Below are 15,895 nucleotides of genomic sequence, written 5' to 3' on the forward strand. Positions count from 1 at the left end.
AAGTTCAGGAAATTGAAAAAGCCTCCCCTTCATGAAGGGGAGGCTTAAAATTAGTTTTTACTTTGACTTAGCTTATAATTTATGATTATATTCAGCATTATGCTTAATTTTATTAAAATTATTGGCAGTTACAGTTACATTGACATTCTATTAGACCGTATGATTTCAGCAGTTCTTTCAAAAATTTAACTTCTTCTGTTGTTGCTGGTACCATAGGCAGTCGGAGAGTGCCTACAGGTTGGCCTATGAGATTAAGGGCTGTTTTTACACCAATCGGATTAGTCGCCACGAAAAGGCCTTTAAAGAGACGATAATATTTTTTGTGAATGGCTGTAGCTTCTTCGTTTCTTCCTGCTACAAAAGCCTGCATCATTTTCTGAATTTCTTGACCAATTATGTGGCCCGAGACGCTCACAACACCGTAACCACCTAATGCCATCATAGGTAAAGTTAAGCCATCATCACCAGAGTAAATGCGGAAGCTATCAGGTACTTTTTGTGCAAGTTCGCTAACTTGGTCCATAGAACCAGCCGCTTCTTTGATGGCTACTATATTATCAATTTGAGCTAGTTCTGCTACTGTATTTGTTTCTATATTAGATCCTGTGCGTCCTGGTATGTTATAAAGCATAATAGGTACTTTCGTTGCTTTAGATATAGCTTCAAAGTGCTGGTAGTATCCTTTTTGGCTTGGCTTGTTATAATAAGGACCTACAAGCAGAAGACCCTGTACACCTACAGCTTCTGCTTCTTGAGAAAGAGCTATGGAGGAGGCTGTATCATTCGTACCTGTCCCTGCAATAATAGGTACTTGATCACCTACAGCTTCTACGACTGTGGCAAATAGTTTGATTTTCTCTTCTTTTGTTAAGGTTGGTGATTCTCCTGTTGTTCCTGCTACAACAAGACCGTCTGAACCATTAGCTACTAAGTACTTTGCAAGTTCTTTGGCTCTATCATAATCTACTTCAAATTGTTCATTAAATGGAGTTACCATTGCTGTTATGAGTCTGCCAAAATCCATAAATTTCCTCGCTCCTTCAAAATATTTTCCCTATCTAATCAAGACAAAACTGTTGATGAAGTGCATTGGCCGCTTTGGTGAGGTTTTTTTCTTCTATTAAACACCAAATAGTTGTATAAGAATCAGCCGATTGTAAGATCGTTATTTGATTTCTGGTGAGAGCTTCTACGACACGGGCCATAACACCTGGAACACCCATCATGTTCATTCCGACGACTGCCACTTTGGCGCAATGTGAAATCACATCGGGATGAAGATTTTTGCTCTTTAATATTTCTATTGCCTTAGGTGCTACAGTGTCATCAACTGTAAAAATAATAATTCTAGGACTTACATTGATAAAGTCAACACTAATGCCAGCTTCTGCCATCGCTTTGAAGACCTTCAGCTCTATTTCTGAGGGCTTAGATAATTGAGATATGTCTAGCTTAATTTGTGTGATCTGTGAGCGGTGAGCAATACCGGTGATTAAGCGCTGTTGAGGTGCAAAAATGTTATCCTTTTCTTTGTCTGTTATTAAAGTGCCTGCGGCAGGCGATGTGGTACTGCGAATACGTAAAGTAAGTTGTCTCTGCATAGCCATGTCAACGGCTCTAGGATGAATGATTTTAGCGCCTTCTTGTGCTAGTTGACATACTTCTTGATAAGTCAGTTTATCTAAAAATTTCGCGCCTTTTACTAGTCTAGGATCAGCAGTCATTACACCAGCTACATCGGTAAAGATGTCTACCAGCTCAGCTTTCATGGCGGCACCAAGGGCTACTGCTGTCGTATCACTGCCACCACGACCGAGTGTGGTTATTTCTTTTTCTTCATTAGAACCTTGAAATCCAGCAACGATGACTATTTTACCTTTTTTTAGTTCGTCAAATATTTTATCAGGCTTAATACTTAGAATACGTGCCTCGCCAAAATGATCAGATGTGAGAATGCCAGATTGCCAACCTGTTAAGAATATAGCTTCCATTCCACTTCTGAGCATTTGAGCAGTCATGACTACACCGGAGATGATTTCTCCGCAAGCCATGAGGATATCTTTTTCTCTTCCAGGTAAGTTTGGTTCAATAGACTCTGTAAGGGAAAGAAGGGTGTCTGTTGCATAAGGAGCTCCCTTTCGTCCCATTGCTGAAACAACAACAACAACATGGTACCCTTCTTCCCGAGCCTCTTTTATTCGTTTAATGGCCTGTTGCCTTAGTTCTTCCGTGGCTACAGAGGTACCACCAAACTTTTGGACAACGATTTTCAAATACCCTCACTCCTTATGAGTGTGGGCCATGAGAGGGTCTTTAGATTTTCTGGCGTTCTATTAAAGTCTCAGCAATTTGAATAGCATTAGTTGCCGCACCTTTACGAATCTGATCAGCTACTACCCAGATATTTAAGCCTTTTTCGATAGACAAGTCTTCTCGAATTCGACCTACAAAAACTTCATCTTTGTCTGATGTGTATAAAGGCATAGGATATTCTTTGTTCTCAATATTGTCACAAACTATAATGCCAGGTGCTTCGGACAGAATCTGCCGCGCTTCTTTTGCCGTTATTTTCTTTTCTAGTTCAATGTTAATAGATTCGGAATGACTTCTATATACAGGAACTCTTACTGTAGTAGCTGTAATAGGCAGAGCAGGCTCATGCATTATTTTTTGAGTTTCTTTGATCATTTTCCATTCTTCTTTGGTGTAATCACCGTCTTGGAAAACATCGATGTGAGGTATTAAGTTAAAAGCAATGGGATGGGCAAAGACGGATGGTGCTACTTTTTCACCACGGATTGTTTGCCCGATCTGCTCCGTTAGTTCTTCAATACCTTCTTTGCCCGCTCCAGATACAGCTTGATAGGTGGATACAACGACACGACGGATGGTACCAGCACTGTGTAAAGGCTTTAAGGCAACTGCCATAATGATGGTAGAACAATTGGGATTAGCTATTATACCTTGATGCCAATCAACGTCTTCAGGGTTTACTTCTGGTACAACTAAGGGTACATCATCTCTTAAACGAAAAGCCGATGAGTTATCAATAACTACAGCACCAGCATCGACTGCTGATTGTGCGTACTTTGTTGATGCCGAACCACCAGCAAAGAGAGCAATGTCCATGCCATCAAAAGCTTTCTCATCAGTTAAACCAATGGTATATTCTTTACCTTGGTAATTCATCTTCTTGCCTGCTGAACGTGGGCTGGCTAACAACCTTAATTCACCGAGGGGAAAGTTTCGTTCTGCTAGTACTTTTAACAGTTCTTGACCAACGGCACCTGTGGCTCCTACAATCGCTACGTTGTATTTTTTCACCTAACATGGCCTCCTTGTTTTCTGCATGCTTTTTATTTTTGTTATTTAAGAATTATTTGTTTACTAATAGCGGCTGTATTTGTCGATTCTCTAAGGCAGATACAATTGTATCAGGAAGCAACTCCATCTTGGCAACTATGGAATTAGCCTTGCCTGTAGGACTGTCTTGGCCAAAGGGAACCATAAAAATGTTCTTAGCATTCATAAGATGACCAAGATTTTTTAGGTTGCCTGCCAGACCGTCATTTGTTGAAATGGCTAATACAACTGGTTTTAGGTTGCGAAGCTGTGCTTTTACAGCCATGAGTACAGTCGTATCGGTGATACTGTTAGCTAGTTTGGCAATGGTATTTCCTGTACATGGTGCTACCACCATAACATCTAATAATTTTCGAGGTCCAATAGGTTCTGCCTCTACTATAGATGTGATGACTTTTTGACCTGTCAGTGTTTCAAATTCTTTTTTCCAATCTTCAGCTTTGCCGAACCTAGTATCGGTCGTTAGTACAGTTTCTGAAAAAATGGGAATGACCACGGCACCTTCTTTTTCAATCAGTTCTTTGACGATCGGAATGACTTCTGCAATGGTGCAGTGTGAACCTGTAATGGCAAAACCGATTGTTTTACCTTTTAGACGCATACTGTACACCTCCCCGGACTACCCACCGGTGCTGAGCACATACTGCCGAATCAAACCAGGGTATACTTTGGCAACTAGCTTACCTGCTGTCTTCGGTGCTACTTTGCCTGGTAGTCCTGGCGCAAGTTCTGCCTTGATTCCTTTTTGTCGGGCAGTCTCAAAATCAGTACCGCCGGGTGCAGTGGCCAGATCGATGATCATTCCCTCGGGATTCACAAGGTTTATCATTTTTTGATCTAAGATCATTGCTGGAATAGTGTTATAGATAAAATCTCCTTCTGCCAGTGCTTCAGGCAGTGATTCCATGGGTAAAGCTTTGGCTCCCATTTCCCAAGCTCGTGCTCTAGCTACAGGATCTCTAGCTATAACTGTTACTTGAGACCCTAAACCCATAAGCATTCTTGTCAGCGTAATTGCTAGTCGACCAAAACCAATGATAATGGAACGACTGCCATGAATGGTGATTGGCAGACCTTCCATAGCCATCTGTATAGCACCTTCTGCAGAAGGTACAGAATTCAAGATAGCAAATTCATCCATCTCGGCAACCTCTATAATCTCGGCACCTCTTTTTTCAGCCATTTCCCGAAGTTTTGGACGTGCTACACCAACAAAAATAGGGCATCCGGAAGGTAATGCTTGGAGTTCTTCATTATTGAGATAGAGCTTTTTATCATACAGGGGTGCATAGACTCTTCCCTGTGGATCAATTCCTGGCATAGGCAAAATAAGAGCTGATACATCGGTAAGAGCATGTGAGAGATGATTCTTGATGGAAACTTGGTCGCAATCATCAACTGGTAAACCAATAACGTTAATTTGAGCACCTAATTCTACAAGCCGTTGAACCAGAATCTGATCTCTTTTGTCACCACCGATGACAGCCAATGAAATTCCCTGCAGGTCTGACATGATGCCTCTGACCTCCTCATAGCGGTGCAATAAAACTCAAGTCATACTATGAGGGAAACTGACAAGAGGTGAACATGTTTGTAGTTGACTGTAAGCTTTCTTAGAAAATCAATTTATCTAATCCATAAACGAGGCCTTTAGCAGAGCGAATACGCTGAACAGCTTCTATTACGCCGGGCATAAAAGATTCTCGCGTAATTGAATCGTGGCGAATGGTTAGTGTCTGCCCCAGTCCTCCAAATAGTACTTCTTGATGAGCTACCAATCCAGGTAGGCGTATACTGTGAATGCGCATGCCTTCAAATTCTCCGCCTCTTGAACCAGCGATTATTTCTTCTTCATCAGGATGACCTTGATTGATTTTTTGTCTTTCTTCTTGAATAGCTTCTGCTGTTTTGATTGCTGTTCCAGATGGTGCATCTAGCTTTTGATCATGGTGATATTCCATGATTTCTACATGGGGGAAGAAACGTGATGCTTCTCTAGCAAAGCGCATCATTAATAGAGCGCCGATAGCAAAGTTTGGTGCAATTAGACAAGATGTTTCATAGCTTGCTGTCCATTCACGAATCTCTTGCAAGTCTTGTTCACTTAAACCTGTTGTTCCTACAACAGGGGAAACTTTATGTTGCAAAGCGATGCGAATGTTGCCCATTACTGATTGGGGTATTGTGAAATCCACCATAACTTCAGGGTTACTCGCTTCGATCGTATCGGATAAATCACCAGTAAGTAAGACACCACAAGCGGGCAATCCAGCTACTACTGCGGCATCTTCTTCTGTTCCTGCAGGGTCAACGGCACCAACTAGTTCTAGGGTTGGATCGTTCAGAATGGCCTTAACTACTTCCTTCCCCATTCTTCCTCGAGCACCATTTACCAAGACACGAATTTTTTTTGACATTTTTTTCTTCACCTCTAAAAAAGAATACAAAAAGGCGACCGCAAGGAGTTCAGCGGTCGCCCCCATAATCAAAGAAGATGGGTAACATATATCCACCGTCCCCGTACGTAAAAAGTAGCTCTCCACCAAAAAAAGTACTGGTGGCAGTTCTGGGCATATTTTGCCCAGCCCCAGCCTGAAAATGATCGGCATTATTCAGACTTCGGCGGTAGTTCCTTTCCCTACAGAATCATAGTTTTCCGTCAAAACTCATCTGTGTTACTCATAACATACCGCACCTCTAACTCTCCACTGGGATGAGGTACAAAAAATATATGACTTTGTTAACTTTGATAGTACCATGTTACATTGTCAGCGTCAACGCTAAAAAGGAAATCTTCTGGTATAACCAGGGTATGTATCGTCAAGCTCAACAATAACAACTTCTGCTCCAATTTTCACAATTGAGTCCCAAGGGATGAGCAGAGGTTGACGGTCCGTCCAGAAACCTACAACACCATTGCGTGCTGGCAATATAATGGCATCAATTTCTCCTGTAAACTCGTCGATGACGAGATCGGAGTCACCTACGGTGCCTAATCTGGCTCCCGAAGTAATATTGACTATTTCTTTGCCTACGAGATCACTTAGGCGCATCGTCACCCTCTCCCTCTTGTCCCTTCAAAAAAGTACTATGCGGACAAGTAGGTGCTTTAGAACGAATAGCCTTTTTTCTTTGATAATCCTGCTTGACGGTCAAAATTCTCCTGGTTCTTTTTCTTATATCTTTCATATAGCTCTTCTGGCGTCAGACCTGCTTTGAGGCACATGCTGACAAAAAAATGCAAAATATCAATTAATTCTTCTTTCACTGCATCTTCATTAATTGGCTTAGGATTCTTCCACCACTTAAAGTTCACTTCATCTAGTAGCTCTGATAGCTCTGAAATCATTGCTAAAGTTTCTTTTTGAAGCCACTCTTCTCGACTAATTTGTTCTAGTCCTCTTTTTTTGATGATTTCATTATCGAAAGCAGATTGTAACTCAAAGATGTGAGACAATCTATCCTGCTTAGTTAGCTCTTTCAATCCTTCTTCTCGATCCATTATATCGCTCCTGTTCAATATTGTTCCAGCAAAGCTTACATTCCTTGCTTGTGTAAAACTTCAGCTAGTTCAATTTCTGGTTCTTTTGAACCTACAATAGCGAGAGCGATTTGATCTTTTGTCCAGAGTTGACGAGCAAGGTTTAACACGTCTTCTCTAGTTACATTGTAAATCTTCTCTATGACTTCTTCTGGTGTAACATAGCGACCGTAAAGGATCTCAGAACGCCCTAGACGAGTCATGCGGGAGTTAACGCTTTCTAAGCCGAGATACATGCTACCTTTAATTTGATCTTGAATTCTTTTTAGTTCTTTCTCTGTGATGCCTTCGTTCTTGATGCGAACCATTTCTTGAATGGAGATTTCTAAAACTTCTTGTAGATAGTTTGGACTTGTTCCGGCATAGATGCTAAAGAGTCCGGCATCAGAAAAGGAGGAGTGATAGGAAAAAACAGAATAGGCTAAGCCACGGTTTTCTCGAATTTCTTGGAATAGTCGTGACGACGCTCCACCACCAATTACATTATTGAGTATATGAAGTGCATAGATATTGGAACTGTGATGGGCTAAACCTGATGTACCTATACAAAGCTGTACTTGTTCCACGTCTTTTTTAACAAAAGCTACTTTTGTTGTTGTCGTTGGTAATTGTCGAATTTCTCTATTCTTCTTCTTTTCCATCTTTTCAAAATGAGTTCTGATCTGAGCAATAACTTTGTCTGGATCTATGCGACCAGCTACAGCAATTACTATCCGGTTAGCTGTATACTCATTGTGAAAATGATCCACAATCATATCTCGAGAAAGGCTATCAATAGACTCATAGGTACCTAAGATAGGCTTTCCCAGACTATTAGTAGACCACATTGTTTCAGATAAAAGTTCATGAACTACTTCATCAGGTGAGTCTTCATACATTTTTATCTCTTCGAGTACTACTCTTCGTTCCCGCTCAATATCTTCCTCGTTAAAGCGAGAGTTGAAAAACATGTCTGTTAAAACATCTAATGCTAAGTCGAAGTGTTCGTCTAGTATTTTAGCATGATAGCAGGTATATTCTTTGGAGGTAAAAGCGTTAAGCTGTCCGCCCACAGCTTCTAGTACTTCAGCTAAATCTTTGGCGCTTCTTTTCTCTGTACCTTTGAATAAGAGATGCTCAAGAAAATGTGATACACCTGCAACAGCAGGCTCTTCATCTCTCGAGCCTGTAGCAACCCAGATGCCGAGAGCTACAGAACGAACATGAGGTATAGATTCAGCAACTATGCGAACTCCATTGGGCAATACTTCTTTGCGAACCATTCCTTTGTGGCCTCCTTGGATTTTGGGATGGCACCATTACAATAATGCAAAAGGGTAAAATAAAGCTATTCTATATGAAAACTTTATTTTCCTTCTTGAATGGCAAAACCGTATTCAAACAGTCTCATGGTATCTCCGACGCGATCGTCAGAGTGTAACACTACGGCAATAAGATGATGGTCTTCTTTGGTAGCCGAGGCAACAAGACAGGCGCCAGCGGCACGAGTCGTTCCTGTTTTTATTCCATCGGCGAAAGGATAATTCCAAAGTAAACGATTCGTACTTCTGATTTCTTTTGGCCAACCTTCTCGATGATCGAGGTTGGCGTATTTTTGCTTAACTGTAGATGCAAAAGAAGGGTTCTGAATGGCGTAATAAGCCACTACTGCTAGGTCATAGGCGCTTGAGTGATGTTGCTTATGTGGTAAGCCGTGGGGGTTAAAAAATTGACTTGAACGAGCTCCTAGGAGTCTTGCTTTTGCTGTCATCCAGAGGGTAAAAAATTCTTCACTACCGGCAAGGTGTTCCGATATGGCAACACAGGCATCATTTCCTGAGCGCACAAGAGCACCGGTCAATAGATCGCCGAGGGTAACATGTTCTCCTGGGTAAAGGTGTATGGAAGCTTCTCCAGTTGTCCCCGCTCTCTGACTTACTATGGTTTCTTCTTCAGGGTCGCCCATCTCATATCCTAAGATGGCTGTTACGATTTTTGTCGTTGATGCTGGTGGTCTCGCTTCCATGGAGCTACGTTCATATAATATTTCTCCTGTATGTGCATCAAGCAAGATAGCCGAATCGGCTGTTACTGATGGTATTGCTTCTGCTTCTTTAGTCAGAAATATTAAGAAGCAAAAGAAACAAAAGAAAAGTGTTGTCCTTGTAAATTTTATCATTATTATTCCCCCTGCAAAAGTGTGCAGGGTTATTATGACTCTCTAGGGCAACTTTTATGGTTTTTTCTCTTCTTCTTTTGCAGATTCTTTTTCTTCCTTAGTTAATTCAGACATGGTTACTGCGCGCCAGTCTTTTTCATGACTATACTTTAAAAGTTCTGGTAAAGCTTGAACAGTTGATTTTGTAGGGTGCATTAGAACAATAGCACCAGGGCCAATTCCTTTCATGACCCTTTTCATCCAGTCTTGAGGAGCGGGGTTCATCCAATCTGCTGAGTCTACGGTCCATAGTACAGTACCATAACCTTCTTGACGAGCCACTTCTACAACTTGCGTATTGCATTCACCGTAAGGTGGAGCAAACCAGTGTGGTGCTTGCCCTGTTGTTTTCACCAAAACTTGATGAGTTCTTTGAATTTCACGACGATTGGCTTCACTAGAAATTTGGGTGGGATGAGGGTGTGAATAGCCATGATTGCCAATCTCATGACCTTCCTGAAAAACCATTTTTACTATGTCAGGCAGCTTCTCTGCAAACCGACCAGTAAAAAAGAAGGTTGCTTTACTATTATGTTGTTTAAGGATTTCAAGAATCTCAGGAATGTATTCTTCTCCCCAATCAACATTGATAGCTAAGGCAATCTTATTGACTTCTGTTCCTCTATAGAGAACACCTGGTATCTCCGTCCCTATTGCTCCTGTTGATGTGATCGATTCTTCTATGTGTGCTTTGTTTGAAGGATTCCATAGGTTGCCTAGACTAATAAGTCCAATTATGATTGTGAAACTAACTATAGCCGTTATGATTGCTTTCTTTTTAGAAATAAAAAAAACTTTCATAGCATCTCTACCCCTTTCGGCCCAGTCCTTTTTCTAGACCTTATGAAACTCTATGCTCAAGGGGGTAAAAAAATAAATAAACCGAGCTGTTGATCTCGGTTTATCATCTATTGCTATGATTTTATTCACCATTCGGTTCTCCCGATGGAGCTTTTGGTTTGAGTAATTCTTTTCTGGAAAGATTAACTCGACCTTGTTTGTCAATCTCTATAACTTTTACTGTTATTTCGTCTCCCACTTTTACTACGTCTTCAACTTTGCCTACTCTTTCGTTAGCTAGCTGACTGATGTGGACTAGACCTTCTTTGCCTGGTATGAGTTCCACGAAAGCTCCAAAAGTCATTATACGCGTGACTTTTCCAGTATAGATCTGGCCTATTTCTACTTCTGCGACTAGGTTTTGAATGATTTTTAGTGCTTTTTGAGCGCTTTCTTCATCTGTTGAAGCTATGAAAATGCGACCATCGTCTTCGATGTCAATTTTTACACCCGTGTCAGCAATAATTTTATTAATTGTTTTGCCACCAGGGCCGATTACTTCGCGAATCTTATCTGCATCAATAGTAAAGGCAATGATACGTGGTGCATAAGGAGACATAGTTTCTGATGGTTTGGCTATGACTTCAATCATTTTATCTAAGATATGCATGCGACCTTTTTGTGCTTGACTCAGAGCTTCTGTTAAAATTTCTCGACTCACGCCTCGAATCTTAATATCCATCTGCAAGGCTGTAACACCTTTAGATGTACCAGCTACTTTGAAGTCCATGTCACCCAAAAAGTCCTCCATACCTTGTATATCAGAAAGAATGGAGTAATGCTCTTGATCTTTTACTAGACCCATGGCAATTCCTGCTACAGGCGCTTTAATTGGTACTCCAGCATTCATCATAGAAAGGGTAGATCCACATACGCTTGCCATAGAACTAGAGCCGTTAGATTCTAATACTTCAGAAACTAAGCGAATAGTGTAAGGGAATTCATCTTCCGTTGGCAAAACAGGTACGAGAGCTCTTTCAGCTAGTGCACCATGTCCAATCTCTCGTCGACCAGGACCGCGCATTGGTCTTGCTTCACCAACGCTAAAGGCGGGGAAGTTATAGTGGTGAAGATAACGCTTGGACTCTTCTAAGCCTAATCCATCTAAAATCTGTGAGTCACCGATTGTTCCAAGGGTACAAACATTCAGAACTTGTGTCTGGCCTCTCGTAAAAAGTCCACTACCATGTGTTCTAGGCAAGATACCTACTTCTACGGTGATAGGACGTATCTCGTCAGGCTTTCTTCCGTCAGGACGTACTTTATCAACGGTAATCATAGAGCGTACGATTTCTTTGACCATTGTACTGAGTACATCTTGAAGCTCTTTCTCTTGATCAGGAAATTGCTCGATCAGCGCTGTAACAGTTTCTTCCTTTACAGCTTGAATATCTGCTTCTCGTGAAAGTTTATCGGAATTCCGGATTGCTTGTGCTAGCTTGTCGCCAACATGTTGACGCACAGCCGCTTCAATCTCTTCATTCATCTTATGAAGAATAAGTTCTCTTTTTTCTTGTCCAGCTTGAGCCATCATTTTTTCTTGAAATTCTACAATACGTTGAATTTCCTGATGGCCATGCATGATAGCTTCTAGCATCACATCTTCAGGTACTTCATTAGCGCCTGCTTCAACCATCATAACTGCATCTTTGGTGCCTGCTACGACTAGGTTGATATCACTTTTCTCAGATGCTTCTACGCCTGGATTGATTACGAACTGTCCATCAACACGACCGACTGTTACGCCGCCTATAGGTCCTTCAAAAGGAATATCTGATAGAGATAATGCACAAGAAGCACCTATCATAGCAACCATATCGGGCTGACATTCTTGATCTACCGACATGACTGTAGCAACAACTTGAACGTCATTGCGAAATCCTTTGGGAAATAGGGGACGAATAGGTCTATCAATGAGGCGAGACGATAAGATTGCTTTTTCTGTTGGTCTACCTTCCCTCTTGATAAACCCACCAGGAATTTTACCTACTGCATATAGGCGTTCTTCGTAATCTACTGTTAAGGGAAAGAAATCAATACCAGGTCTTGGTTCTTTTGATGCTGTTGCTGTTACTAGGACAACTGTATCACCGTAGGAAGCAAGTACAGAGCCACTAGCCTGCTTGGCCATGCGACCAGTCTCAATGGTTAAAGTGCGACCGGCCAATTCCATTGTAAAAACTTGCAAATGAAAGACCTCCTCTCTAAAACTTTTTTCGACGTATAAGTTAGTATTTCCTTCCATAAGCGAAAAAACACATGAAGAAATAAAAAAGAACGGGTCTTCCCCGTTCTTTTCTGACACTTATTGACGCAATCCAAGCTCAGCAATAATCTTGCGATAGCGATCAATGTCTTTGTTTTTGAGGTAACGCAACATTCCACGTCTTTGACCAACCATTTTCAGTAGTCCTCTACGTGAATGGTGATCTTTTTTGTGGGTTCTTAAGTGATTCGTGAGATAGTTAATTCGCTCCGTTAGGATGGCGATTTGAACTTCTGGTGATCCAGTATCACGATCATGTTGCTTATGCTTGGAAATTAACTCTTGTTTGCGATTGCCTTCTAGTACCATTGTGGCACCTCCTTATGTTTTCTCTCCATAAGCCCAGCGAACCGTCGGAGGATGTCGGTAGGCCGAGCAAATGGCCTTTTGGAACACTGTAACATTGTAGCACAGCCTTATTGGTAAGTAAAGGTTCTTAGCTTGTAGATCTATTATGAAGATCAATCAATTTTTCGTTAATAAATTCTTGATCGATTCTTTTCATATACTCTCTTGTCTGAGTACTGTCTTTTTTGATTTGTGCAATAAGCTCTTCCACTTGTCCAAAAGCGATTTCTGGACGCAGAAAATGTATGAGATGCAAGATTACCTCTTGGCCATATAGATCGCCTCGGAAGTCTAGTAGATGAGCTTCTACACTTTCCCGGTGACAGCCAAAGGTTGGCTTTACGCCTATATTAACAAGGGCTATATATCTATCTTTCTTATCTGCAAAAGTGGCTACAGCTGAATAGACGCCTCTTTGGGGCAGCAGTTGGTTTTTCGATAAATCTAGATTTATTGTAGGAAAGCCCATTTGCCTTCCTCTTTTTTCACCATGAACAACTTTTCCCGTAAGCATTGGAATGTAACCAAGCAATTGTGTTGCTCTTTCTACATCTCCCTGTAATAAAGCTTTACGAATATTAGTTGAGCTTACTGGTATCCCATCAATAGTAACTGCATCCATAATTTTTACGTTAAAGCCATTTTCCTTGCCCAGCTTTTGTAGAAGTGTTGGCGTTCCTAGCCCTTTGCTACCAAAAGAGTAATTAAAGCCTATCATAACAGAGTTACATCGAAGGTGTTCTTTTAATACTATTTCAACAAAGTCTTCTGCTGTTAGTTGCGCCATTTGATCTGAAAAAGAAAAAAGAAGACAAATGTCAACACCAAGGCGTCGAAATAGTTCTCCTTTCACCTTCATGGGCGTAATTAGTTTTGGTGGTTGCTGAGGCCGAATCACCTCAAGTGGATGGGGATCAAAGGTTGCTACAACAGCTGTACCCTGCTCTTGGTGGCTTTTTTTCACCAGTTCTTCTATTATGCGACGGTGTCCAAGATGGACTCCATCAAAATTACCAAGTGCTATGTGCACACGCTGGTATTCTCCTATAGAACGTCCCTTGTAGATGATGGTATCCATGGCTATTCCCTACTTTGTTGCATTTTGAGAGCCTTGGAATACTTTTCTCGGTTGGCAAGACCAACGGTCACCTTGCTTTACAGCTTGACCTAATGCAAGTAATTGTCCTTGATGGTGTAAGCGAATCCACTGTCCCTCTATCCAAGAGCCTTCAATATATTGGGCTAGCCCTTTTTGTAAAGCTTCATGTCGATGTACTGGAACTTCCCAAGATGAAAAATGTTCCAATGCATCATAGAGGTTCGTGGTTGAAGAAAGTGCTTTTTCTTTTGTTAATTCTTCAAAAGGAATGCTATCTTGCAATTGAAAAGGTCCGCTTTGAGTACGGATTAGCCATCCCATGTGGGCACCACAGCCTATGACTTGTCCGATATCATGGCAAAGTGTTCTAACGTAAGTACCTCCAGAGCATTGAACATCTAGGATGATCTCTTCGGGACACTTAGCATCGTATCTTCGCACCTCAAGGCGATAGATTTCCACTTTCCGTGGCTCTCTCTCTATACTTATGCCTTGTCGTGCATATTCATAAAGCCTTTTTCCTTTTACAGATACAGCAGAAACCATAGGCGGAATTTGTTCAATTGATCCACGAAATTTTTCTAAGATCTTCTCTATTTCTTCTCTAGTTAGCTCTGGCAGAGCATGTTCTTCCACAGTTTTTCCCGTAAAATCTTGGCTATCTGTTGAACGGCCTAAGAGAAGTTGAGCACGATAGGTTTTGTTAGAGCTACTAAGAAATTGAACTAATCGTGTACCCTGTCCTATGGCAATAGGTAATACACCTGCCGCTTCAGGGTCTAATGTTCCAAGGTGTCCAATTCTTTTCTCTTGCAATATTCTGCGTGCTTTGGCCACAAGATCATGAGAAGTCATTCCTGGTGTTTTCAGTAGATTGATAATGCCGTTAATTTGCATTAAGGCACCCCTTTATCATCTCCAGCAAGCGTTCTTCTGCTTCTGCAAGTGAACCTTTAAAGGTACAGCCAGCGGCTCTACGATGGCCACCACCTCCGATTTGGCGTGCAACGGCGGCAACATCTATAGTTCGATTAGAACGAAGTCCTATTTTGATAGTTCCTACTTCCATTTCTCGAAATAGTAAAGCTACTTCTACACCTTCTATGGTGCGCGGATAAGATATTATCCCCTCATAGTCTTCATGAGTAGCTCCAATTTGGCCATTAATTTCTGAGCTTATGCTAATCCAAGCGATTTGACCATCTTCGGAGATTTGAAGTTGGTTAAGGGCATGTCTCAATAGTTGAAGAGAACGCATAGTTTTTTTTTCGTAGATTTCTCTTCGTATTTCGTCTGTTCTTGCACCTTTTTCTCTAAGTTCTGCTGCAATTCTCATGGTATAGGCACTGGTGTTGGAAAATTGAAAAGAACCTGTATCGCTCATTAAAGATGTATAAAGTGCCGTCGCTACGTCAGCGGTAATTGGCCATCCTGCTTGTTCATGTAGCTGATAAACAATTTCACCTGTAGCGGCGGCCTCTGTATCAACCCAATTCAAATGACCAAAGAGTGGGTTACCTGTATGGTGATCTAGATTGATGATGACTTCTACATTGTGCAGAAAATCTAAGCTTGGGCCTATTCTTTCTAAATCTCCACAATCCATAATAAGGGCCACATCAAAGGAGGCGGCAGGGTCTACAATTTTCTGTTTTACTTTTTGAATTCCAGGCAGAAAACGATAGATCTGCGGCACCTCATCGTGGCAGTAGGCAAAAAGGTCTTTTCCTTGTTCTTGTAAAGTAGAGATTAAGGCACTCATAGAACCAAGGGCATCTCCATCAGGTATTTGGTGTACACATAGGAGTACTCGTTTTGCTTGACGGAGTGTTTTGACGATTTCTGGGCCTACTTCTGTCGCTAATGAATTACTCTTGTTCATTTCTCTTAGCCTGTGAAAGAAGTTCGTTGATACGACTTCCTTTTTCGATAGAGTCGTCAAATTGAAAAGCTAATTCAGGCATAAATCTAACTCTAATGTTATTGGATAACTCACTGCGTAAGTATCCTGTTGCTTGTTTTAGTGCAGTCAGAGTTGCCTTTCTTACTTCTTCATCACCTAAAACGCTCACATAGACTTTGGCATGGCGAATATCTTTGGAAACTTCTACATCAGTGATACTCACAAAGCCCAGGCGAGGATCTTTCATTTCGTCACGAATCAAACGAGCTAATTCACGTTTGATTTCTTCTGCCACGCGTGCTGCACGATGACCAGCCATGATGGTACCTCCCCAGGTC

Annotated in this window: 17 protein-coding genes and 1 riboswitch; all 17 genes read right to left on the reverse strand. The window is 41.4% G+C overall.

The features are described 5' to 3' along the window. Positions 1-118 precede the first annotated feature (118 nt). The gene (gene dapA, locus F9B85_RS01205; RefSeq protein ID WP_151617783.1) at positions 119-1,024 is read right to left on the reverse strand and encodes a 4-hydroxy-tetrahydrodipicolinate synthase; all 906 of its coding nucleotides are present in this window, start codon (positions 1,022-1,024) and stop codon (positions 119-121) included. Between the two features lie 34 nt (positions 1,025-1,058). Then, positions 1,059-2,273, reverse strand: a complete 1,215-nt coding sequence (dapG, locus tag F9B85_RS01210) for an aspartate kinase (RefSeq protein ID WP_151617784.1) — start codon at positions 2,271-2,273, stop codon at positions 1,059-1,061. A gap of 40 nt (positions 2,274-2,313) precedes the next feature. After that, the gene (locus F9B85_RS01215; RefSeq protein ID WP_151617785.1) at positions 2,314-3,324 is read right to left on the reverse strand and encodes an aspartate-semialdehyde dehydrogenase; all 1,011 of its coding nucleotides are present in this window, start codon (positions 3,322-3,324) and stop codon (positions 2,314-2,316) included. 52 nt (positions 3,325-3,376) lie between these two features. Continuing rightward, entirely contained in the window at positions 3,377-3,964 is a 588-nt protein-coding gene (locus F9B85_RS01220; RefSeq protein ID WP_151617786.1) for a dipicolinate synthase subunit B, read from the reverse strand. Between the two features lie 18 nt (positions 3,965-3,982). Continuing rightward, on the reverse strand, positions 3,983-4,876 hold the full coding sequence (gene dpsA, locus F9B85_RS01225; RefSeq protein WP_341474368.1) for a dipicolinate synthase subunit DpsA: 894 nt from the start codon (positions 4,874-4,876) through the stop codon (positions 3,983-3,985). A gap of 100 nt (positions 4,877-4,976) precedes the next feature. Next, on the reverse strand, positions 4,977-5,780 hold the full coding sequence (gene dapB, locus F9B85_RS01230; RefSeq protein ID WP_151617787.1) for a 4-hydroxy-tetrahydrodipicolinate reductase: 804 nt from the start codon (positions 5,778-5,780) through the stop codon (positions 4,977-4,979). Positions 5,781-5,887: 107 nt separating this feature from the next. Then, positions 5,888-6,071: riboswitch (Lysine riboswitch) on the reverse strand. Positions 6,072-6,143: 72 nt separating this feature from the next. Next, complete coding sequence (locus F9B85_RS01235) at positions 6,144-6,416, reverse strand: YlmC/YmxH family sporulation protein (RefSeq protein ID WP_151618355.1); 273 nt, start codon at positions 6,414-6,416, stop codon at positions 6,144-6,146. Positions 6,417-6,472: 56 nt separating this feature from the next. Beyond that, entirely contained in the window at positions 6,473-6,865 is a 393-nt protein-coding gene (locus F9B85_RS01240; protein WP_151617788.1) for a dUTPase, read from the reverse strand. Positions 6,866-6,900: 35 nt separating this feature from the next. Beyond that, complete coding sequence (locus F9B85_RS01245) at positions 6,901-8,166, reverse strand: M16 family metallopeptidase (protein WP_151617789.1); 1,266 nt, start codon at positions 8,164-8,166, stop codon at positions 6,901-6,903. 83 nt (positions 8,167-8,249) lie between these two features. Continuing rightward, positions 8,250-9,062 carry a D-alanyl-D-alanine carboxypeptidase family protein gene (locus tag F9B85_RS01250; RefSeq protein ID WP_151617790.1) on the reverse strand — a complete coding sequence of 271 codons (813 nt, stop codon included), beginning with the start codon at positions 9,060-9,062 and terminating at the stop codon, positions 8,250-8,252. Between the two features lie 54 nt (positions 9,063-9,116). Then, the gene (locus F9B85_RS01255) at positions 9,117-9,902 is read right to left on the reverse strand and encodes a polysaccharide deacetylase family protein (RefSeq protein WP_151617791.1); all 786 of its coding nucleotides are present in this window, start codon (positions 9,900-9,902) and stop codon (positions 9,117-9,119) included. Positions 9,903-10,023: 121 nt separating this feature from the next. Further along, complete coding sequence (locus tag F9B85_RS01260; RefSeq protein WP_207707022.1) at positions 10,024-12,114, reverse strand: polyribonucleotide nucleotidyltransferase; 2,091 nt, start codon at positions 12,112-12,114, stop codon at positions 10,024-10,026. Between the two features lie 132 nt (positions 12,115-12,246). Next, a complete protein-coding gene (gene rpsO / locus F9B85_RS01265) occupies positions 12,247-12,516 on the reverse strand; it encodes a 30S ribosomal protein S15 (protein WP_151617793.1) in 270 nt (89 codons plus the stop codon). A gap of 127 nt (positions 12,517-12,643) precedes the next feature. After that, positions 12,644-13,633: a bifunctional riboflavin kinase/FAD synthetase gene (locus F9B85_RS01270; RefSeq protein ID WP_151617794.1), complete on the reverse strand. Its 990-nt coding sequence runs from the start codon at positions 13,631-13,633 to the stop codon at positions 12,644-12,646. A gap of 9 nt (positions 13,634-13,642) precedes the next feature. After that, a complete protein-coding gene (gene truB / locus F9B85_RS01275; RefSeq protein ID WP_151617795.1) occupies positions 13,643-14,551 on the reverse strand; it encodes a tRNA pseudouridine(55) synthase TruB in 909 nt (302 codons plus the stop codon). Continuing rightward, on the reverse strand, positions 14,541-15,536 hold the full coding sequence (locus F9B85_RS01280; protein WP_151617796.1) for a DHH family phosphoesterase: 996 nt from the start codon (positions 15,534-15,536) through the stop codon (positions 14,541-14,543). Before F9B85_RS01280 ends, truB begins: the two co-directional genes overlap by 11 nt. Next, on the reverse strand, positions 15,523-15,876 hold the full coding sequence (gene rbfA / locus F9B85_RS01285; protein WP_151617797.1) for a 30S ribosome-binding factor RbfA: 354 nt from the start codon (positions 15,874-15,876) through the stop codon (positions 15,523-15,525). Before rbfA ends, F9B85_RS01280 begins: the two co-directional genes overlap by 14 nt. Positions 15,877-15,895 lie beyond the last annotated feature (19 nt).

It is taken from the genome of Heliorestis acidaminivorans (genome assembly GCF_008933955.1).
Classification (GTDB): Bacteria; Bacillota; Desulfitobacteriia; order Heliobacteriales; family Heliobacteriaceae; genus Heliorestis; species Heliorestis acidaminivorans.

Coding starts and splice junctions, on each gene's coding strand:
- rpsO (WP_151617793.1), bottom strand. CDS start 12,516: ATGGTACTAGAAGGCAATCGCAAACAAGAGTTAATTTCCAAGCATAAG.
- truB (WP_151617795.1), bottom strand. CDS start 14,551: ATGCAAATTAACGGCATTATCAATCTACTGAAAACACCAGGAATGACT.
- F9B85_RS01235 (WP_151618355.1), bottom strand. CDS start 6,416: ATGCGCCTAAGTGATCTCGTAGGCAAAGAAATAGTCAATATTACTTCG.
- dapB (WP_151617787.1), bottom strand. CDS start 5,780: ATGTCAAAAAAAATTCGTGTCTTGGTAAATGGTGCTCGAGGAAGAATG.
- F9B85_RS01245 (WP_151617789.1), bottom strand. CDS start 8,166: ATGGTTCGCAAAGAAGTATTGCCCAATGGAGTTCGCATAGTTGCTGAA.
- F9B85_RS01255 (WP_151617791.1), bottom strand. CDS start 9,902: ATGAAAGTTTTTTTTATTTCTAAAAAGAAAGCAATCATAACGGCTATA.
- F9B85_RS01240 (WP_151617788.1), bottom strand. CDS start 6,865: ATGGATCGAGAAGAAGGATTGAAAGAGCTAACTAAGCAGGATAGATTG.
- F9B85_RS01250 (WP_151617790.1), bottom strand. CDS start 9,062: ATGATAAAATTTACAAGGACAACACTTTTCTTTTGTTTCTTTTGCTTC.
- rbfA (WP_151617797.1), bottom strand. CDS start 15,876: ATGGCTGGTCATCGTGCAGCACGCGTGGCAGAAGAAATCAAACGTGAA.
- F9B85_RS01270 (WP_151617794.1), bottom strand. CDS start 13,633: ATGGATACCATCATCTACAAGGGACGTTCTATAGGAGAATACCAGCGT.
- dpsA (WP_341474368.1), bottom strand. CDS start 4,876: ATGTCAGACCTGCAGGGAATTTCATTGGCTGTCATCGGTGGTGACAAA.
- F9B85_RS01280 (WP_151617796.1), bottom strand. CDS start 15,536: ATGAACAAGAGTAATTCATTAGCGACAGAAGTAGGCCCAGAAATCGTC.
- dapA (WP_151617783.1), bottom strand. CDS start 1,024: ATGGATTTTGGCAGACTCATAACAGCAATGGTAACTCCATTTAATGAA.
- F9B85_RS01260 (WP_207707022.1), bottom strand. CDS start 12,114: ATGGAATTGGCCGGTCGCACTTTAACCATTGAGACTGGTCGCATGGCC.
- F9B85_RS01220 (WP_151617786.1), bottom strand. CDS start 3,964: ATGCGTCTAAAAGGTAAAACAATCGGTTTTGCCATTACAGGTTCACAC.